A 19,664-nucleotide genomic window follows, 5' to 3' on the forward strand; every position below is an offset into this window, starting at 1 on the left:
GCTACGACTCCTCGGCGGAGGGCCGTCGCACCTCGAAGTGGAAGCACCCGTATTCCACTGCCCGGACATGCGCGAGCACCACGCCCGGGTCGGCGAACGCCTCGTCGAAGGCCGCGTCGAAGCCTGCCGTGGCGTCGGCCGGGATCTCCAGAAGGCGGCCACCCGCGATACGGCCCCGGGTGCTGTAGCGGCGCACGGTGCGCAGGGCGCCCGGCCGGGCGAAGGGGTAGTCCTCGCCGGGGGTGAACCCGCCGCAGTCGTCGGCGTGGATGAAGACGGGACCCTGTTCGTCGTACGCGCCCGGATCCGCCCCCTTCGAGGCGGCCCAGCGACGCAGCGGCGCGTACGAGACGAGGGCGATCCGCTCGCCGGGCGTGATGGGGCGGAGGCAGCAGCGCAGCGGGGATCCCGCATCGTCGCCGGTCGCGATGTACGGGGCGCAGGGCTGTCCCGCGTCGTCGGTGACCCGTAGTTGCCCGAGAGCGGCTGCGTCGACGGGGAGCACGGTGTACTTGAGCATGAGCCCCATGCTCGGTCGACGCCCGTGTGTCCGCTGGCGGGAAATGGACGTCACGTTGGCGCGTGCCCGCGCCGGCCGACGTCGCGCTGGACGTCTTCGCCCCGCGCGGGGGCTGAGTCAGGAGCCCTGCGGGGCCGGGGCAGCGTGGCGGTCGGCCACGCGGTCGTGGCCGGTTCTGCGGTTGTAGACGCCTGCTATCCGAGCGGTCAGCGACCGGGGCAGCAGCCGGGGCACGAGGGTGAGGACGCGGTCGGAGGCACGGCCGGGGAACGAGGTCGACCGGCCCCGCGCGAAATCGTCGAGAGTCCTGGCGGCGACGCGGTCCGGGGCGACGGCCTTCGGGTTCATGACGGCCGTCGTCCCGTCGAAGAATCCGGTGTCCGTGGCACCGGGGTGGGTCGCCATCACCCGGACACCGGTACCGCGCAGCTCCTCGGCGAGTGCCTCGGTGAAGGAGAGCACGAAAGCCTTCGTGGCGCTGTAGCCGGCCTGATACGGCAGGGGCTGGAAAGCCGCGGTCGAGGAGACGTTGATGATGCCGCCGCGACCGCGAGCGAGCATGCTCCGCCCGATGTGGTGCACCAGTCCCATCAGAGCGGTCACATTCAGGTCGACCGATCGCGCGTTGGGCTCGTAAGGGCGGCTCAAGAAGGGCCCCACCGCGCCCATGCCCGCGTTGTTGACCAGCAGGTCCACGGTCAGCTCCCGCTCCTGGAGCGTGTCGGCGACCACCTGCGGCGACCGCCGGTCCGTCAGGTCCGCGGCGATCACGTCGATCCGGACGCCGTACGCCGACCGCAACTGTTCGGCGAGCTTGTCGAGCGCGTCGGCGGAGCGTGCCACGAGGACGAGGTGCGCCCCGCGTGCGGCCAGCTCGCGGGCGAAGGCTTCCCCCAGCCCCTTCGACGCGCCGGTGACCAGGGCCGTCTGCCCGGTGTAGTCGTGCATGAGTGATTCCCTTCCGATCCATTCCGAGGGCGCCCGTCGCCGGGCACCCCGAATTTTGCTTCGAGGCTCGAACCATACTCCTTCGAGCATCGAAGTAAAGATGTATCCTCGGTGCCATGGCGCGGAGCATCCTCGAAGCGGCAGTGCTCGCCCATCACACGGCGGTGATGCAGGCGAACGACCGGCTGACGGCGGCATTGGCCGAGCACGGGCTGACCCATGCCACCGCTCAGGCCCTCTGGGCGATCGATCCCGACGAGGCGCCGCCGTCGATGAAGACGATCGCGCGGCGCGTGTTCTGCAACGCGCCCAACCTCAGCTTCGTCATGAAGCAGCTCACCGGACGCGGGCTGGTCGAGAGGACCGTCGATCCCCACGACCGGCGCTCACGCGTCGTCAACCTCACCGACGACGGCCGCCGGGTCCGCGAAGCGGTCATCGAGGCGGCGCTGGGGACGAGCCCGCTCGCCCGGCTGGAGCCCGACGAGCTGCGCGAACTCGCCGCCCTCCTGAACAAGGCGCTCCAGTCCCTGGGCGAGCCCGACCCGGCGTGACATGACCCGGTCGAAGACGGATCGCTAGTGCCGCGTCGCGTGGTTCCCGGCCAGTGCCTCGGCGAGCCAGGGGTGGACGGGGAGGAGGTGCGGCACCTCCTGCCAGCCGTTGACGGCCCACACCAGCCGCCAGTACCGCTCCACGCGCGGGTCGTGGGCGCGCGCGAACCGCTGGGCCAGCCACTCCCTGAACTCCGCGTCGGGGGTGCGGTCGAGGGCCTCGGCGAACCGGGGCACGAGGTCGTCGACGACGGGGGCGGCCTCGTCGTCGAGCGGATCGACGCCCGCAGCGCGGGCCCCGGCGATCCGCTCGCGGGCGTACTCCATGAGCGCGGCGCCTGCGGCGGTGTCGATGTCCGGCGCGCGCCCGGTGGCCTGCTCGACGGCGGCCCGGCGCAGGCGCGCACGGAAGTCCGGGTCGCCGACCAGCTCGGCGAGTTCCACCCAGGCGGCGACCTGCTCGGTGGACGGGTCCTCGGGGAGATCGGGAGCGGCGGCGCGCACCATGGCCTCGGCGGCCCGGCCGCCGTCCGCGTCCCCCGCGCCACCGTCCGCGCCGGGCAGGTTCTCCGGGCCCGGCGCGGTCTCCGGGCCGAACGTGTCCGTCACGAAATCGTCGATCAGGCGTTGGCGTTCGTCGGCTGACAGTTGGGTGAGTCGGTGCATGAGCTGGGTCTCCTCGGGGTCTGACCCGGATCCGGCGACGACCCGCAGCACGCTCCGGCGCAGCCGCAGCGTCCTGATCTGCGTGTCGAGGGCCGCGGCGTGCGCCTCGGCGACGTCCGCCATCGACAGCTCGCGGTCCAGCACCCGTCGCACCGTGGCGAGGCCGATGCCCAGTTCGCGCAGGGTGCGGACGAGTTCCAGACGGAGCAGCGCCGCATGGTCGTAGAGCCGGTATCCGGCGGGATTTCGGCCGGCCGGTACGACCACGCCCGCGTCGGACCAGAACCGGATCGTCCGCACGGACAAGCCGGTGCGCCGGGAGAGTTCACCGATCGCGTAGAGGGTCGTACCGTCCATGTCCCCACCCTGCTGTCTCCAGCCGCTGGAGACTCAAGTCAGGGCGCCCGCCCCTTTCTCCTCGCCGTTCCCCGGCGACAGCAGTGGCACGCGCCACACGATCCGGGTGCCAGGCCGTGGGCCCGTCCCGCCGCCGGGCGCCGTGGCCCGCGCGAGAACCGGGACCGTGTCCAGGCTCCCGTCCGGGCCCCCGTCCGGGCCGCCGTCCGCGATCTCGTCCGCGGGCTCGTCCATGGGTTTGTCCATGGCACCGTCCATGTGCTCGCCCGGCAGCCGCGCGGGAGTGATCTCCAGCGTGCCGCCGAGGAGTTCGGCGCGCGAGCGCATGTTGGCCAGGCCGCCCGTGCGCGGCACGTTCTCGCCCACGCCCACACCGTCGTCGGTGACGGTGAGGACGATGTGCGCGTCGACCGTCAGCGTCACATCGGCGCGACGGGCGTGCGCGTGCCGGGCCACGTTGCTCAGGGCCTCCACCAGCACCGCCAGCACCTGGTCCGCCGTCTCCTCGGGGATGTCCGTGTCGACCCGCCCCTCCATCCGCAGCGAGGGGGTGAAGCCCAGCGCCTCCGCCGAGGTGGCGACGGCCTTCGTCATCAGCCGCCGCAGACCGGCACCGCCACCGGACAGCGCGCTGCCGCCGACCTCGCCGCCCGCCGCCTCCTCGCCGGAGGAGCGCAGCGCGAAGATGGTGGAACGGATGATCTTGATGGTCTCGTCGAGGTCGTCCACCGCGCGCCCGACCCGCTCGGACGCCTCCGGGTGGTCGATCAGCCTGCCCGCGCTCTGGAGCGTCATCCCGGTGGCGAACAGCCGCTGGATCGCGAGGTCGTGCAGATCGCGCGCGATGCGGTCCCTGTCGTGCAGCAGCGCCAACTGCTCCGACTCCGCCCTGTGCCGGGCCAGTTCCAGCGCGAGCGCCGCCTGACCCGCGAAGTCCGAGAGCAGCCCGACCTCCGTCACGTCGAAGGGGCTGCGCTCCGCGAGGCGGCTCAGGCGCAGCGCGCCCTGCACCCGTTCCCCGGCCAGCAGCGGCACGGCGACGGTCGGCCCGTACGCGTCCTCCAGGCCGGGGAAGGCGTGGGCGCGCGGGTCGGAGCGCAGATCGGCGGTGACCGCGGGTCTGCCGGTGCGCGCGGCGAGTCCCGCGAGGGTGTTCTCGTACTCGACGGCCTGCCCTGACAGTTCGGCGGCCAGCTCGCCCACGGCGACGTCCACGCGCAGCACGTCGGCGCCCAGGTCGGGCACCAGGACACACGCCGAGTCCGCCTGGGCGACCTCCAGGGCGCGCCGCGCGATGAGGCTCAGCACGTCGCTGGCGTCGGCGCCGCTCAGCAGGGAGCGGGTGATCTCGCCGAGCGCGGCGCCCCACTCCTCGCGGCGGCGGCTCTCGGCGTAGAGCCTGGCATTGTCGATCGCGACCCCGGCCGCGACGGACAGCGTGGTGAGGACGGCCTCGTCGTCCGTGTCGAAGCGGGAGCCGCCGCGCTTCTCCGTCAGATACAGGTTCCCGAACACCTCGTCCCTGACCCGGATCGGCACCCCGAGGAAGGTCCGCATCGGCGGGTGGTTCGCGGGGAAGCCGTAGCTGGCCGGGTGCTCGGCGAGGTCGTTGAGCCGCAGGGGCTCCGGGTGGCGGATCAGCTCACCGAGGATGCCGTGGCCCTGGGGGAGGGGGCCGATGCGCGCGGCCAGCTCGTCCGAGATGCCGACGGGGAGGAAGCGGGAGAGCCGCCGCCCGTCGCCGATCACGCCCACGGCGCCGTACTCCGCGTCGGTCAGGACGATCGCGGCACGCACGATCCGCTCCAGCACCTGCGCCAGGTCGAGTTCGCGGCCGACGCTGAGCACGGCCTCCAGCAGGCTGTGCATCCGGTCCTGTGTCTTACGGGCGGCGTCCAGCCGCGACTGCAACTCGTCCAGTAACTGGTCCAGCCGGAGCTGCGGGAGCCAGCTCTCGCGCCCGGTCCCCAGCGTGTACTCCGGGGCGTGGTCCGGGGTGCGATCCGGAGTGTGCTCCGGGGCCCGGTCCCGTGCCTGACCTCGCGCCTGGTCCTCGGAATCCGCCATACGACCTCCGGGGGACGTGTCGCGCCGCCAGTGCGGCGCCCGGAACAGCAGATTACTCGCACTCGCGGGGGCCGAACGGCCCCTTACCGACGGCCTTTCAGGGCATAAGGCTGTGGAGCAGCCAGCGGGTTCCGGGACGACGGCGACGACAGCGGACGACAGCGAAGGCGGACGGAAGCGGATCCGGTGTGGGGGCAGCGGAAAGCGGGTCCGGGAATCTGAGGAGGGACATGCCGCACAGCGACGTGGGGAACGGCGGTGAAGCCCCGGAGGGCTGCGGCGCCGGGGGGAACGCAGCGGGAGGCGGCCCGTACCAGCAACAACATCAGCAACTGCACCAGCAGCAGAATCAGCATCAGCTCCCTATCCGGGTCTTCCTGCTCGACGACCACGAGGTGGTGCGCCGCGGTCTGCGCGACATGCTCAGCGCCGAACCGGACCTCGAAGTGGTCGGCGACGCCTCCGACGCGCGCCAGGCACTCGTCCGCGCCCCCGCGCTGCGCCCGCACGTGGCCGTGCTCGACATCCGGCTGGGCGGTATGGACGAGGGAAGCGACCAGGAGGGCATCGAGGTCTGCCGGGAACTGCGGGCCCGCATGCCGGACCTCGCCTGTCTGATGCTCACCTCCTTCGACGACGACGAGGCGCTCTTCGACGCGATCATGGCGGGCGCCGCCGGTTATGTGCTCAAGCAGATCAAGGGCTCCGATCTGGTGTCGGCCATACGCACCGTCGCGAGCGGCAAGTCCATGCTCGACCCTGGTGCCACGGCCCGCGTGATGGAACGGCTGCGTGCCCCGCACAGCCGTCCGGGGCCGCCCGGACTGGCCCACCTCTCGCCCCGTGAGCGGCAGGTGCTCGAACTCATCGGAGAGGGACTGACCAACCGTCAGATCGCGGAACGGCTCTTCCTCGCGGAGAAGACCGTCAAGAACCGCATCTCCTCGCTGCTGGCCAAGCTGGGGGTGGGGCGCAGGGTGCAGGCGGCGGTGATCGCGGAGCGGCTGCGCGAACGCGCGGACGGGCAGGGGCCGCACGACCGCGCGGACGTGCCGGGCCCGGAGGAGGGGTGAGCCCTGCCCTGCTGCCGCACGCCTGCCCGCCCCGCTCAGCGGCCCGAGCTGATGCCGATCAGCAGGGCCAGGACGAGCGCGCTGAGCGACGAGCAGTAGGCCAGGACCTCGACGCGGCTCAGCGGAAGATCTAAGCGCACAGGCCGCACCCGGCAGCGCGGGCACTCGCAGGGCGGCATTTCGGGGCGGGGCTGGAACCAGCTATCGGGCAGCGTGTCAGGGCCGGGCGGGCTCTCTTCGATGTGCTGGGTCGGCCCCCATGTCTTTCCCCCGTCGCGGCTGACGCGCATGCGCATCCGGCTCACCGCGGGAGTCGGCGGGCTCTTCGGCTGGGAGGGGGGCTCCGGAGGTGGGGTCACCGCGGTTCTTCTCCTGGCAGGTCAAGGGGTAGTTCGGTTCAGTGACCAGGGTCACAGCGCGGGGGTTACTCTGAGAAGTGATGTGGTTCCGGAGCGACGTCGAGGAATGAGTGAGGCATATGCCAGGCCCCCGCGAGCTGGAGCCGTCCGCCAGCTTGGAGGAGTACCTGGGCGGCAAGGTGCGCGACGCCCGTGTCTCCCATCGCTGGACGCAGCGCGAACTCGCGACCAAGGTGTTCAGCTCCAACTCCGTGATCAGCGCGATCGAGTTGGGCGACGAAGTGCCGTCCAGGGATCTGGCCCGCAAGCTGGGCCAGGTGCTCGACCTGGGTGATGACCTGGTGAACCTCGTGAAGCTGTTGGAGGTTCAGCAGGTCAAGGACTACGCCCGCGAGTTCCTGCGCAAGCAGCTCGAAGCCACGGTGATGCATGAGTTCTCCACCAACGTTCCTGGGCTACTCCAGACCGAGGATTACGCGCGGCTGTCGATGCGGGCTGGTGTGGTGGCGGATGTCGAAGGCGCTGTCCGGGCTCGTATGGAGCGACAAGCGCGCATCTGGGGCAGGGACGACCCGCCCCGGATGTGGGCGGTACTGGACGAGGCGGCCCTGTATCGGCAGATGGGTGCCCCCGACGTGGCCCGAGGCCAACTGGCCCACCTGCTGGCCGTCCAGGAACAACCGCACGTAACGGTGCAGGTGCTGCCCAACTCCGCCCCGGGGATCACGGGTTATCTGTCCTTGCTCACGATGCCGGACGGTCAGCGGTTGGCGTACAGCGAGGGCTACGCCACGGGACAGGCGACGGCAGAACCAGGGGAACTGGCGGTGAGACAGGAGGTCTACGATCGGCTGCGATCCTCCGCCCTCCCGGCAGGGGCATCGACAGTCCTCATCAAGGAAGCGATGGAGCGTAATGGCTGAACAGCCCGAATTTCTTAAGTCCAGCTACTCCGGCCAGCAGAACGACGCCTGCGTAGAGGCTGCTACCAATCTGGTGGCCGGGCCCGTGCTCGTTCGTGACTCCAAGGACATCGCTGTTCCGGCCGTCGCCGTGAGCCGTGACGCTTGGACGGCATTCCTGGCGGACCTCTAAGAGCTTGAGTACGTCCTAGGGTCCCGGCAGCAGCACGCCGCTGGGGCCCTTGCTTTTTGCCGCCGACTTCGGCTTTTTCGCTGCCGTAAAGAGGGCCACGGGGCGCCCGCGCGTAACGGGACACGTGCGCGGGGACACGTACGGGCGCGGGCACACCAGCCCCAGGCACCATGTCCCCGCACGAGGAGGAGTCGGCCATGACCGAGCGGAGCGCCCTGGACCCGGCCCCGGACCCGGCCCCGGGCGCGGACCTGGGCGCGGACCCGGACCACCCCGCGCCCGCGCCGCCCGCCTTCCCCGCCGAGGAGTACGCGGAGCGCCGCGCCGGTGTCCGTGCCGCCATGGCACGCGACGGCTTCGGCGCCCTGCTCGTCACCGCGCCGGAGGACGTCCACTACCTCTGCGGCCTCGACCACCAGGGCCACTTCGCCGTCACGGGACTGCTGCTGCCGCTGGAGGGGACGCCGGTGCTGGTGGAGCGGGAGATGGAGGCGCCGACGGCCGCCGCGCAGACACACGGCTGCGCGCACGTCGGCTACGGCGACGGCACCGACCCCGCCGACGCGCTGCTCGACGTGCTGCTCGACGCGCTCCGCGACCTCGCACCGCTGCCCGGCCACCCCGGCCTTCCCGGCCTTCCCGGCACGCTCGGCTACCAGGCCGACTCGCTCAGCCTGCCGCCCGCCGTCTGGGACCGGCTCCGGGAGCGCGGCCCGTCGGGCATGGGCTGGGCCGACTGCGGCCCGCTGCTCACCGGGTGCCGGTCCGTGCACACCCCGCGCGAGACCGAGCACATCCGCACGGCCGCACGCCTCTCCGACCTCGCCATGGAAGCCGGACTCGCCGCGGCCGCGGCGGGCGCCCGCGAGAACGAGGTGGCCGCCGCCGTGCACGACGCGATGCTCCGCGCGGGCGGCGGCCTCCCCGCCTTCGCCCCGCTCGTACGCACCACGGACCGGCTCGACCAGGAGCATCTGACGTGGTCGACGCGCCGTATCGGCCCGGACGACGCCGTCTTCCTCGAACTGTCCGCCGCCTACGGCCGCTACCACGCCCCGCTCGCCCGCCTGCGCCACCTCGGCCAGGACACGGCGGCCCGCGACGCGCGCGCGGCGGAGGCGTCGCACGAGGCGATGGCGGCGCTGTGCGCGGCGCTGCGGCCCGGCGAGACGGCCGAGGGGGTCTTCCACGCCTGGCGCTCCGTCATGGACCGCGCCGTGGGCGGCACCTACCGGCGCCACCACTGCGGCTACCTCGTCGGCATCGGCTTCCCGCCCGGCTGGATGGGCGGCAGCCGCACCCTGCGCCCCGGCAACACGATGGTCCTGCGCGCCGGGATGACCCTCCACATCCAGTCCTGGATGCTCGACGCCCACGTGGGCCGCCACGCGCTCTCCGACACGGCCCTGGTCACGGACGACGGCTGCGAGGTGCTGACGCGCACACCCCGCTGACCTGTTGAGGGGATCCGGTTCCGGGTACGGGTCCGCGCGGCACCCGTCGTGCCCCGTCAGGCCTCGCCGTCCCGCTCGGCGGCGTCCCGCTCCGGTGCGGGCAGGCCCGCGGCGAGCAGGCCGAAGGACTCGTCGACGAGACCGAGGAGCGAGTCGGCGCCCGTGCCGGGGTCCCAGGCGCGCATCGCCGTACGGAACGCGGCGAGGCCCGCGCCCGCCAGGAGCCGCGGATAGCGGGCGTCCTCGGGGAGCCCGGTGCGCTCGGCGACGGCGCAGGCGACGGCCTCCTCCATGCGCCGGTTGCTGTGCAGCAGCCGCGGGATCAGCTCCGGGTACCGGCGCAGCAGGGCGCCGCGCGAGTGCCACCCGGGGTCGGCCACGAGCGCGGGCACGGCGTCGTGGATGGTCCGGTGCAGCGCGGGGAGCGGGGGTTCGTCGGACGGGCGGTCCCGCACGCCCTTGACGAGCTGGTGCGTCAGCCGGTGGTCCCAGTCGAAGACCGCGTCGTCCTTGGTCTCGAAGTAGTTGAAGAACGTGCGCGGGGAGACGCCCGCCGCCTCGCAGATGTCGTGCACCGTGACGGCCGAGGGCCCCTTGTCCAGATACAGCTCGACGGCCGCGGCACGCAGTGCCGACCGCGTCTCCAGCTTCTTCCGCTCCCGCAGCCCTGACGAGGGAGAGTCCGCAGCCGGGGGAGGGTCCTCGGCGCTCGCCGTTCTTCTCGACTCCACCTTCCGTACAGTAATGCATTTTTGCACTCGTGCACGTTTCTGTTAGCGTAGCTAATTATTGGCCATGCCATTCAATATGGCGTGGATCACGCGACAGTGCGCAGCGAGAGGCGAGGAGGCGGACCACGTCCATGGCCGAAGAGCAGACGGGAACACAGGCCAACGCGGAAGCGGGAGCGGGGGGAGAAGCGGAGGAGAAGTCGGACCTGCGCGCGACGCTGCGTACGCTGGCGTCGACGCTGTGGTTCCCGGCCTTCTTCTTCACGGGATTCCTGGTCTGCTATCTGCTGCCGTTCCACAACCCGACCCCGCACCACGTCGAGGTCGCGGTCCCCGGGCACGCCGCCGTGCAGATCCAGGAGGCGCTGGACCAGAAGAGCCCCGGCGCCTTCGACATCGTGCAGGTCTCGGACGCGGGCGCAGCGCGCGACGCGGTGACCGACCGTGACGCCACCGCCGGATACGTACCGGACGCGGGCAACCCGCAGTTGTTTGTCGCCAAGGCCGACGGCTACTCGCTGGAGTCCGTGCTCCAGAAGACCTTCACCGCCGTCGCGCAGCAGAGCGGCGGCCACCTCCACATGCACGACGTCGCCCCGACCGCCGCGGGCGACGGCATGGGAACCGGGCTCTTCTACCTCGTGCTCGCCTGCACCATCCCGTCGTACGTGATGGTGATGATGCTGCTGAGGGCCACCACCTTCGGGCGCCGCAAGAAGATCATCACCCTCGCGGCGGCTGGCGCGGTGATCAGCGTCGTCGCCTACCTCGTCGGCCTCTCGATGGACGTGATCCCGAACAAGCCGCTGGCGATCCTGTTCCTGTTCCTGATGACGCAGGCGGTGGCGCAGACCTCGTACGGTCTTGTCCCGTTCTGCAAGCAGTTCTTCCCCGGCGTGGCCATGGGCCTGTTCGTGCTGCTGAGCATGCCGTCCAGCGGTGGCGCCATCCCCGTCCAGATGGTGCCCGGCTTCTTCCGCGCGCTGCACCCGATCATGCCCATGGGCAACCTCATCGAGGCGCTGCGCGGGCTGTTCTACTTCGACGGTACGAACGTCGTGCGCCCCGTGCTGGTGATCTGCTGCTGGGTGGTCGTCGGCGCCGCGCTGCTCGCCCTCGGCGCGTGGCGGGAGCGGCGTGCGCTGGCCCGCGAGTCGGCCGGGGACGAGGAGGAGGTGCCCGAGCCGCCGGTGGAGGACCCCACCTTCGAGCTCCAGCAGCCCAGCGCCCTCCCCCCGCACAAGCACCGCATCGGCCAGTCCGAGCCCATGCTCACGGGGTGCGTCGCCGACCCGCAGGGGCAGCCGCTCAAGGGTGTCGCCATCACCGTCACCGGCACGCACGGCCGCGAGCTGGTGCGCGCGATGACCGACGGCAACGGCGAGTACGCCGCCACGGGCCTCCCCGAGAGCGTCGTCAACGTGATCGCCAGCTCGCCCGACCGGCTCGCCGCCGTGTCCCGCGTGCTCGTGCGCGACGGGCACCCCGTGCGCCAGGACTTCCAGCTGGAGCCCCGCGCGCGGCGCCCCGTCCAGGCCGTCTCCGTCTGACCGTCTGAGAAGCAGCCGCCCACTCCTGTGCTGCGTGCTGGTCACCAACCGGCGCGCGAGCGACCGCATCGAGACCGCCCTGCGCCACGCGGAAGCGGCACGCGACGACGTACGGCACCTGCTGGCCACGGGCGCCACCGGCACCGGAGCCCCGTACGAGGAGGCGGGCCGGGCCCGCGACAGGCTGGCCGCGGCACTCGGCGAACTGCGCGAGGCCGTGGGGACCGCCTCGGGCGAGTGGTGGCGGCGCGCCCTCCCCGAGGAGCGCGTCGCCCTCGCCGAACGCGAGGGCCACCGTGACCTCGCCCAGCTCATCCGCAGGCTGACCCCGCCCGTCATGGCCGCCTGAACCCCGCGCCGCGCCTGCGGCGGACGGACGGGAGAATGGCGGGGGCGGGGCGGTGAGAGGAGAGACCTTGACGCCTCCCCCTCATATGGATGAGGGGGATTCCTAGCTCACGTTGCCTGCGGCCCGGCGGGCGCGCAGGGCTTGCACGATCAGCACTAGCCGGGGTGCAGACCAGCCCGGAGCAGCATCACACGTGCGGAGTTCTTGTCTCTGGGCGAGACGGCTCCGCATGTGGTGCAGGCATACGTTCTTTCGGAGAGGGGGAGTGCGTGCTTGGTTCTCGCTCCGCACCGCGCGCAGTCCATGGTGGTGTGCGCGGGATGGACCAGGTGCAGGATGCGCCCGTGCTTGCGGGCCATCTCCACCAGGGCCTGTTTGGTGGCGCCGATCGCGGCGTCGGCGGCCTTCCTCGCCATGGTGGACTTTGCCAGGAACTTCGGGCGGAAGTCCTCCACGGCCAGGGCGTCATGGTCGCGGACGACGCGTTTGGCCCACTTACGGCCGGTCTCGCGGCGCTGCCGGGCGAGCTTCTGGTGCGCTTTCGCTGTCTGCCGTTTCGCCTCGCGGTAGCCCTTCGACGCCGCTTGCCCCTTCGCAGGGCGGCGGCGGGCCATCATGCGCTGGTACCGGGCCAGCTTGTGCGCCGCCGTGCGCCCGTGCTGCGGGTGGGGGAGGTCATGGGCGTCGCTGGTGGTGGTGGCCGTCTCCCGCACGCCCCAGTCGATACCGATCACCGCGCCGGTCTGTGGCAGGGGCTCGGTTGCGGCGGCGAGGACGAACGACGCCCACCAGTGCCCCACCGCGTCCCGGTACACCCGCACCGAACTGGGGGGCTGGGGCAGCTCCCGCGACCACACCACCCGCACCACGATGCCTCCGGCCAGATGCAAACGGCCCTCCTTGAGGCGAAAGCCGCGCCGGGTGTAGTTCAGCGTGGGCAGCGCCTCGCGCTTCTTCTTGTACTTGGGCATCCCGGCACGCTGCCGCATCGGCAGCCGGGCCTTGATGTCCTTCAACGCTTTCGTCCGCGATGTGGCGAAGTCGCGGAGGAGCTGCTGCTGAGGGACCGAGGCGCCCTCCCGCAGCCACGGGATACGGGCACGTGCCTCGGTCAGCATCCTGTCCAACTGCGCGGGACCGCACGTCACACTTTCGCCACTCGCCCGGTGGTGCCGGTGCACCTGCTGGGATTTGGCGACCGCTTCGTTCCAGATCCACCGGCAGCGGTCCCACTCGGCTTCGAGCGCGGACCGGGCCGTGGACGACAGGCGCAGACGATAGGTGTACCGGACATGCCCGCGCCCCTCCGCCGCCTGCGCTTGCCCCGTCATACGCCCGAACCTATCCGCGAGGACTGACAATTGCGCACAACGGATCTTCGCAGACTCACTCACTCCGTCACCAAGTGGACGCCGGATTACCCTGACAGCGATCCGGCTGTCCCTCCCCTGCTGCACAGGGGCCCGATTCCGCCCCGGCCTGAACGCCGGAGCATCCTCGGAGAAGCCCGGTGAACGGGGAACGGAACGACGAGGGCGCGGAGGGTGTGGAGGACGTGGTCGCGGGGGTGCTACGGCAGTGGCAACGCGTCCACCCGGGCCTGGACACGGCCCCCATGGCCGTGATCGGCAGGCTCAACCGCTGCGCGGCGCTGCTGCAGCAGGCGGCCGAGGCACCACTGAGCCAGGAGGGGCTGACCCGCGCCGAGTTCGACATCCTCGGCACCCTGCGCCGCGTGGACCGGGAACTGACCCCGGGCCGCATCGCACGGGAGACCTTCGCCTCGGGCGCCGCGGTCACCAAACGGCTCAAGGAACTGGAACGCCGCGGCCTCGTCGTACGACGCCCCGACGAACGCGACCGCCGCGTCGCGCACCTCTCGCTCACCGAAGCGGGCAGCGAGCTGATCGACCGGCTGCTGCCGGAACAGCTCGGCTACGAGGCGGCCCTGCTCTCCGGGCTCGACGGTGCCCGCAGACAGGAGCTGTCCTCGGCGCTGGGCGAACTCCTGGTCGTGCTGGAGGGCCGTCTCGGCAGCGTCGTCGGCTGACCGGCTGACCGGCCGGACAACTTTCGCGCAGGTCACACGGCCTGCGGTCACTGGACGCAGCGGAAGCCCAGGTTGCCGGTGCTGGAGTCCGGGGTGTTGCCCGTGCGCGCTGCGACGCGGTAGCGGTTGCAGTACGAGTCGTGGCACAGATACGAACCGCCACGCATGGCCCGCCGCTCCTCGTCCTCGGCCCCGAAGGGACCCGCGCACCACTCCCACACGTTGCCGACGGTGTTGTAGAGCCCGTACCCGTTGGGCCGGTACGCGTCGGCGGGGGCGGTCCCGATGTGGCCGTCCTCCGCCGTGTTGACGACGGGGAAGCGGCCCTGCCAGATGTTGCAGCGCCACCGGCCGCGCGGCAGCAGCTCGTCCCCCCACGGGTAGCGGGCCTGGTCGAGGCCGCCGCGCGCCGCGTACTCCCACTCCGCCTCCGTCGGCAGCCGCTTGCCCGCCCACGCGGCGAACGCGGCGGCGTCCTCCCAGCTCACGTGCACGACCGGATGCCGCGCCCGGTCCCCGACGGAGCTGCCGGGGCCCTCCGGGGCCCGCCAGTACGCGCCCTCCACGCCGCGCCACCACGGTGTGCCGTCGGCCGGTGGGGCCGTCCGGACCACGGAGGGGTCCAGCAGCCCCGCGAACACATACGACCAGCCGAAGCGTTCGGCGCTCGTCACATAGCCCGTGTCCTTCACGAACGCCGCGAACCGCGTGTTCGTCACCGTCTGCGGGTCGATGCGGAACGCCTCGACGGTGACCTCGCGTACGGGTCCCTCGCCGTCACCGGGGTTCGCGGCCTCGTCCTCGTTGCCCATGCGGAACGTGCCGCCGGGGAGGGCCACCATCTTTGCAGGCCCCTCGGCCGCGGGCAGCCGCCGCGCCGGGGCCTGGGCGACGTGCGCGAGGTCCGTGCGGCCGACGGACGCGGGTGTGCCGGACGCACCGGGCCCACGGGACGTCGGAGCCGACGGAGCGCAGCACGAAGCGGGCCCCGCACCGGGGTGCTCCTGCTCCTGTTCCGGCTCCGGCTCCGGCTCCTGTTCCCGCGACCGCTCCCGCGATGACGACGTCATGTCCCGATCCCTCCGCGCGTCCCTCCCGTTCACGCGGCGAGCGTAACCCCGCCGCGTCGGCGCGGCGCCGACGGGCCTCCACGCGCCCGGGTGCCTACGATCGCAAGGGGGTCCCAGCCCACGACCCGGACGGTGACCTCGATGACCACGTCAGACCGCGCCTCCCGCGCCTCCCGCACACCCCACGACACCCCCGCCGGTCGTCCCGCGCGCGGACGCGGCCCCGTCGACGGTACGGCGGAGCCGGAGCGGCACGAGTACCGGCATCCGGCAGCCGGGTGGGGCGCGGCGCGGGCGGTGGCGGAGGTGCTCGTACGGGAGAACGCGGTCGTCGACGGCGTACGGGCCGTCAGCCGCATGAACCACGCCGACCGCGGCTTCGACTGCCCCGGCTGCGCCTGGCCCGACGACACGGGCGACCTGCACCTGGACATCTGCGAGAACGGCATCAAGCACGCCACCTGGGAGATGACCGGCAAACGCACGGACCGCGAGCTCTTCGCCGCGCACACCGTCACCGAGCTGCGAAGCTGGAGCGACTTCGCGCTGGAGAACCAGGGCAGGCTGACCGAGCCCATGGTCTACGACGCGGACAGCGACCGCTACACACCCATCTCGTGGCGGGACGCGTTCGCGCTGGTGGGCGGCGTGCTGCGCGGGCTCGGCTCGCCGCACGAGGCGTCGTTCTACACCTCCGGGCGGCTCAGCAACGAGGCCACCTTCCTCTACCAGCTCATGGTGCGCGAGTTCGGCACCAACAACATGCCCGACTGCTCCAACATGTGCCACGAGGCGAGCGGCCGGGGTCTGCACGCCTCGCTCGGCACCGCCAAGGGCACCGTCGACCTGCGCGACTGGGAAGAGGCCGACGCGCTGTTCGTGCTGGGTGTCAACGCGGCCTCCAACGCACCCCGGATGCTCACCTCGCTGGCCGAGGCGTACCGGCGGGGCGCGCAGATCGTGCACGTCAACCCGCTCAAGGAGGCCGCCTCCACCCGCACGATCGTGCCGCACGAACTGCGCGACATGGCCACCTTCCACGCCACACCCATCGGCACTCTCGACATCCAGCCCCGCATCGCCGGGGACATGGCGCTGCTCCGCGGCATGGCCAAGGCGGTGCTGGAGCGCGCGGTGGCCGACCCGGCGGCCGTCGACCAGGAGTTCCTGGAGCGGTTCACCCTCGGCTTCACCGACTACCGCGCACTGTGCGAGGCCACGTCGTGGGAAGACCTCGAACGGCACTCGGGTGTGGACCGCGCCCGTATGCGCGAGGCGGCCGGGATCTACGTACGGGCCTCGAACACCATCATCTCCTGGTGCCTGGGCATCACCCAGCAGGAGCACGGTGTCGACACCGTCCGCGAGATCGTCAACCTTCTGCTGCTGCGCGGCAACATCGGCCGTGAGGGCGCGGGCCCCAGCCCGGTGCGCGGACACAGCAACGTGCAGGGCAACCGGACGTGCGGCGTCAACCACAAGCCCGACGCCGCCTTCCTGGACCGGCTCGCCGCCGCCTGCGGCATCGACCCGCCACGCGAACCGGGGCTCGACACGGTGCGCACCGTCGAGGCCATGCACCGGGGCGACGTCAAGGTCTTCATGGCCATGGGCGGCAACTTCGCGCTCGCGGCGCCCGACACCCCGTACACGGCGGAGGCACTGCGCCGCTGCGAGCTGACGGTGCAGGTCAGCACGAAACTCAACCGCAGCCACCTGGAACACGGCAGACAGGCGCTGATCCTGCCCTGCCTGGGCCGGACCGAGCGCGACCACCAGCGCACGGGGCAGCAACGTGTGTCGGTGGAGGACTCCATGGCGATGGTCCACCTGTCGCGGGGCATCAAGCAGCCCGCCTCCCGGAACCTGCTGTCCGAGACCGCCATCGTCGCGGGCATCGCACGGGCGGCACTGCCCGACAGCGCCACACCGTGGGAGGCGTACACCGAGAACTACGACCGCATCCGGGACACCATGTCGCACGCGCTGGAGGGCTTCGAGGACTTCAACCGGCGTGTACGGCACCCGAACGGGTTCCGGCTGCGGCAGCCCGCGCGCGAACGTGTCTTCCTCACCCCCTCGGGACGCGCGGAGTTCTCCACGGCACCACTGCCCGGGACGGCCCCGGCGGAGGGGCTCCTCGTACTGGGCACACTGCGCTCGCACGACCAGTGGAACACCACTATTTACTCCGACGACGACCGCTACCGCGGCATCCGCAACCTGCGCACCCTCGTCTTCATGAACGAGGGCGACATGCGCGAGCGCGGGCTGTCCGAGTTCGACCTCGTGGACGTGACGAGCTACGCGAAGGACGGCACGGAGCGGTTGCTGCGCGGATACCGCGCCGTCGCGTACGACATGCCGCCCGGGTGCGCGGCCGGGTACATGCCCGAGATGAACGTGCTCTGCCCCGTCGGGGACTACAGCGCCCAGAGCGACCAGCCGCTGATGAAGCACCTGACGGTGCGGGTGGCCCCGGCGGAGTAGGTGTGCGCGCGGTCAGCGCAGATGGGCGCGGACCGCCTCGACGGTGTCGGCCTCGGCCGGAGCCTTGTCGTCGCGGTAGCGCAGCACGCGCGCGAACCGCAGTGTCACCCCCTCCGGGTACCGCGTCGAGCGCTGCACACCGTCGAAGGCGATCTCGACGACCAGCTCGGGCCGCACCGTCACACCCCAGCGCTCACGCGTCACCGCGATCTCCTGGAGACGTTCGGTCTGCCAGGCCAGAAGAGTGTCCGTGAGGCCCTTGAAGGTCTTGCCGAGCATGGCGAAGGAACCGTCGGCGCGACGGGCACCGAGATGGAGGTTGGAGAGCTTGCCGGTGCGGCGCCCGTGCCCCCACTCGGCGCCGAGCACCACGAGATCGAGGGTGTGCACGGGCTTCACCTTCAGCCAGGAAGCACCCCGGCGCCCGGCACCATAGGTGGAGTCCAGCCCCTTCACGACCACACCCTCGTGCCCGCGCACCAGCACGTCGTCCGCGAACTCCCTTGCTGCCGCCCGAAGTTGGTCGTCCTCCGGATCGGAAACGGTCACCCGGCGCACGCGCAGCGGCGCGGGGACCGCACGTGCGAGTGCGGCATGGCGCTCGTGCGCGGGGAGATCCAAGAGGTCGGCGCCGTCGAGGAAGAGCAGGTCGAAGAAGACGGGCGACACGGGCAGCGACGCCTGCGCCGCCGTCACATCCAGACGTGAGCCGACTCGCGAGGACACCTCCTGGAACGGCCGCGGCCTGCCCTCCTCGTCCAGCGCGATGACCTCGCCGTCGAGCACGGCGCGCTCCGCCTCCAGATGCTCCGTGGCGGCGACCACCTCAGGGAGCCGGTCGGTGATCTCGTCCAGGGTGCGGGTGTAGATCCGAACGCGCCCGCCGTCCTTGTGCACCTGCACCCGGATGCCGTCGAGCTTCTCCTCCACGGCGCACGGCCCCAGCCGCTCCACGGCCTCGTCCACGTCCCTCGCCGTCTGCGCCAGCATGGGCAGCACGGGGCGGCCCACCTCCAGGCGGAAGTCCTCCAGCGCCGCCGTCCCGCGCTCCAGCAGCGCCCGTGCGACGACGCCCAGCGAGCCGCCCAGCATCACCGCGCGCCGCACCTCGCCGGGCTCGGCACCCACCGCCGACGACAGCCCCTCCACGGCGAACGCGTCCAGCGCGCCCTGCCGCAGCTCCCCGCCGAGCAACCTCAGCAGAAAGTGCTGCTCCTCCGCGGTGGCGGCGCCCATCAGCTCCCCGACCAGGTGTCTGCGCTCCGCCTGGGCGCCCTTGCCGTTCACGGCGGCGATACGGTCCAGCGCGGCGTCGACGTCCGGCACGGTGAGCCGTGGCACGGCGGCAGGAGGCACCGGTTCCTTGAGGGTGCTCCAGCCGACGCCGGTGCGGCGCTGTGGGAGCCGTCCCGCGAGGTAGGTCACCACCACCGGTACCTCGGCGGGTTCCGCCTCGCGGAAGAGCCTCGCGAGCAGGGTGACCTTCTCCGTACGGGCGGAGGACTCCGCGATCTCCCGCGAGGCCCGCGCGACGTCAGCCAACAACATGCGTTCATCCTCACCCAGCACACGGGGTTCCGCAGTTCGGCGTGCGCCCCTTCACGGGGTACGGGTCCCCTTCGCGGGGTGCGGAAGGAAACGAGGGGTTGTCCCTTCACGCTGGTGTGCCCCTTCGCGGGGTGCGGGGTGATGGTCACACGGGGTGCCTGTTTCTCGTGGGGGTGCGCCTGTTGTGGGTGCCCCTTGGGGTTTCGTCGGCGATGCTCGGGCCGGTGGCACGGGTTGTGCCCACCCGTCCCGCCTGCGGGACGCTTGCCCACAACTTTTTGGTGTGCCGTCGCCCGGCGGGGTGTCCCTGGGTGCGCCTTGGGGTTTCGTTGCCGGGTGCGGGTGGGTGGCTTCGGCGCGGCGTGTGGTTACGGTGCTTTGCGGCTTGCGCCGCGTGATTCATGGTTGCGACCGTGGTTGTGGACATGTGGGTGCGGGGTGTCCGGCGCCGGGGTGGGGTGTCTCCTCGGCGTGAAGGTCTCGTTTTCAGCTTTCCGCCGGTGACTTTCTCGACCTGCGGGGACACCCCACCCCGTCCCCGTCCCGCCGGTGACCCACCGCTACTCCGGGTGGGCTGGGGTCGGCTCCTTGGCGTGCGGCGGCACGCCCACCCCAGCGCGGGACCTACGGTCCCCACTCCCCGGGCCGACCGTCCCGCGCAACACCCCCTGTCGGGAGTGCGCCTGCCCGAGTACCCCTTGGGGGTTTCGTCCGCGTGTGGCGGGCCGGTGGCACGGGTTGTGCCCACCCTCCCCCAGCTACCGCTGGGAGGTGCCCCCTCGC

At 71.8% G+C, this 19,664-nt stretch carries 17 protein-coding genes and 1 pseudogene; 9 read left to right on the forward strand and 9 right to left on the reverse strand.

What is annotated here, in order from left to right:
- Position 1: 1 nt before the first annotated feature.
- Together ACYVOO_RS27350 and ACYVOO_RS27355 are read right to left on the reverse strand one after the other, a co-directional pair.
- Positions 2 to 520: a DUF1203 domain-containing protein gene (locus ACYVOO_RS27350; RefSeq protein WP_461018366.1), complete on the reverse strand. Its 519-nt coding sequence runs from the start codon at positions 518 to 520 to the stop codon at positions 2 to 4.
- A 117-nt stretch (positions 521 to 637) separates the two neighbouring features.
- The gene (locus ACYVOO_RS27355) at positions 638 to 1,468 is read right to left on the reverse strand and encodes an SDR family NAD(P)-dependent oxidoreductase (protein WP_461018367.1); all 831 of its coding nucleotides are present in this window, start codon (positions 1,466 to 1,468) and stop codon (positions 638 to 640) included.
- A 116-nt stretch (positions 1,469 to 1,584) separates the two neighbouring features.
- Between ACYVOO_RS27355 and ACYVOO_RS27360 the strand changes: the two genes are divergently transcribed.
- Positions 1,585 to 2,022: a MarR family winged helix-turn-helix transcriptional regulator gene (locus ACYVOO_RS27360; protein WP_461018368.1), complete on the forward strand. Its 438-nt coding sequence runs from the start codon at positions 1,585 to 1,587 to the stop codon at positions 2,020 to 2,022.
- A gap of 24 nt (positions 2,023 to 2,046) precedes the next feature.
- Here the strand turns inward: ACYVOO_RS27360 and ACYVOO_RS27365 are convergent, their stop codons facing one another.
- Complete coding sequence (locus tag ACYVOO_RS27365) at positions 2,047 to 3,045, reverse strand: MerR family transcriptional regulator (RefSeq protein ID WP_461018369.1); 999 nt, start codon at positions 3,043 to 3,045, stop codon at positions 2,047 to 2,049.
- A 33-nt stretch (positions 3,046 to 3,078) separates the two neighbouring features.
- A complete protein-coding gene (locus ACYVOO_RS27370) occupies positions 3,079 to 5,016 on the reverse strand; it encodes a GAF domain-containing sensor histidine kinase (RefSeq protein ID WP_461018391.1) in 1,938 nt (645 codons plus the stop codon).
- Between the two features lie 326 nt (positions 5,017 to 5,342).
- Between ACYVOO_RS27370 and ACYVOO_RS27375 the strand changes: the two genes are divergently transcribed.
- Positions 5,343 to 6,185 carry a response regulator gene (locus ACYVOO_RS27375; protein ID WP_461018370.1) on the forward strand — a complete coding sequence of 281 codons (843 nt, stop codon included), beginning with the start codon at positions 5,343 to 5,345 and terminating at the stop codon, positions 6,183 to 6,185.
- Between the two features lie 35 nt (positions 6,186 to 6,220).
- Here the strand turns inward: ACYVOO_RS27375 and ACYVOO_RS27380 are convergent, their stop codons facing one another.
- Positions 6,221 to 6,544 (reverse strand): hypothetical protein, encoded by a 324-nt coding sequence (locus tag ACYVOO_RS27380; RefSeq protein WP_461018371.1) that lies wholly within the window; start codon positions 6,542 to 6,544, stop codon positions 6,221 to 6,223.
- A 155-nt stretch (positions 6,545 to 6,699) separates the two neighbouring features.
- On the opposite strand from ACYVOO_RS27380, the gene ACYVOO_RS27385 reads away from it, so the two are divergent.
- The 3 genes from ACYVOO_RS27385 (at position 6,700) to ACYVOO_RS27395 (ending at position 9,093) form a co-directional block, all read left to right on the forward strand.
- Positions 6,700 to 7,467, forward strand: a complete 768-nt coding sequence (locus tag ACYVOO_RS27385) for a helix-turn-helix domain-containing protein (protein WP_461018372.1) — start codon at positions 6,700 to 6,702, stop codon at positions 7,465 to 7,467.
- Positions 7,460 to 7,639, forward strand: a complete 180-nt coding sequence (locus tag ACYVOO_RS27390; protein WP_461018373.1) for a DUF397 domain-containing protein — start codon at positions 7,460 to 7,462, stop codon at positions 7,637 to 7,639. Before ACYVOO_RS27385 ends, ACYVOO_RS27390 begins: the two co-directional genes overlap by 8 nt.
- A 197-nt stretch (positions 7,640 to 7,836) precedes the next feature.
- Positions 7,837 to 9,093, forward strand: a complete 1,257-nt coding sequence (locus ACYVOO_RS27395) for a M24 family metallopeptidase (protein WP_461018374.1) — start codon at positions 7,837 to 7,839, stop codon at positions 9,091 to 9,093.
- Positions 9,094 to 9,149: 56 nt separating this feature from the next.
- Here the strand turns inward: ACYVOO_RS27395 and ACYVOO_RS27400 are convergent, their stop codons facing one another.
- On the reverse strand, positions 9,150 to 9,824 hold the full coding sequence (locus ACYVOO_RS27400) for a TetR/AcrR family transcriptional regulator (protein WP_461018375.1): 675 nt from the start codon (positions 9,822 to 9,824) through the stop codon (positions 9,150 to 9,152).
- A 131-nt stretch (positions 9,825 to 9,955) separates the two neighbouring features.
- Here ACYVOO_RS27400 and ACYVOO_RS27405 point away from each other — a divergent pair, with 131 nt between their 5' ends.
- Positions 9,956 to 11,374, forward strand: a complete 1,419-nt coding sequence (locus tag ACYVOO_RS27405; RefSeq protein ID WP_461018376.1) for a carboxypeptidase regulatory-like domain-containing protein — start codon at positions 9,956 to 9,958, stop codon at positions 11,372 to 11,374.
- A gap of 34 nt (positions 11,375 to 11,408) precedes the next feature.
- Complete coding sequence (locus tag ACYVOO_RS27410) at positions 11,409 to 11,723, forward strand: hypothetical protein (RefSeq protein ID WP_461018377.1); 315 nt, start codon at positions 11,409 to 11,411, stop codon at positions 11,721 to 11,723.
- Positions 11,724 to 11,847: 124 nt separating this feature from the next.
- Here the strand turns inward: ACYVOO_RS27410 and ACYVOO_RS27415 are convergent.
- A pseudogene (locus ACYVOO_RS27415) lies at positions 11,848 to 13,054 on the reverse strand (RNA-guided endonuclease InsQ/TnpB family protein); the annotation flags it as partial.
- A gap of 179 nt (positions 13,055 to 13,233) precedes the next feature.
- On the opposite strand from ACYVOO_RS27415, the gene ACYVOO_RS27420 reads away from it, so the two are divergent.
- Entirely contained in the window at positions 13,234 to 13,773 is a 540-nt protein-coding gene (locus tag ACYVOO_RS27420; protein WP_461018378.1) for a MarR family winged helix-turn-helix transcriptional regulator, read from the forward strand.
- 47 nt (positions 13,774 to 13,820) lie between these two features.
- On the opposite strand, the gene ACYVOO_RS27425 is transcribed toward ACYVOO_RS27420, so the two are convergent.
- A complete protein-coding gene (locus ACYVOO_RS27425; protein WP_461018379.1) occupies positions 13,821 to 14,843 on the reverse strand; it encodes a formylglycine-generating enzyme family protein in 1,023 nt (340 codons plus the stop codon).
- Between the two features lie 141 nt (positions 14,844 to 14,984).
- Here ACYVOO_RS27425 and ACYVOO_RS27430 point away from each other — a divergent pair, with 141 nt between their 5' ends.
- A complete protein-coding gene (locus ACYVOO_RS27430; protein ID WP_461018380.1) occupies positions 14,985 to 17,333 on the forward strand; it encodes an FdhF/YdeP family oxidoreductase in 2,349 nt (782 codons plus the stop codon).
- A 12-nt stretch (positions 17,334 to 17,345) separates the two neighbouring features.
- Here the strand turns inward: ACYVOO_RS27430 and ACYVOO_RS27435 are convergent, their stop codons facing one another.
- The gene (locus ACYVOO_RS27435; RefSeq protein ID WP_461018381.1) at positions 17,346 to 18,881 is read right to left on the reverse strand and encodes an ATP-dependent DNA ligase; all 1,536 of its coding nucleotides are present in this window, start codon (positions 18,879 to 18,881) and stop codon (positions 17,346 to 17,348) included.
- Positions 18,882 to 19,664 lie beyond the last annotated feature (783 nt).

The sequence above is a fragment of the Streptomyces daliensis genome (genome assembly GCF_054782395.1).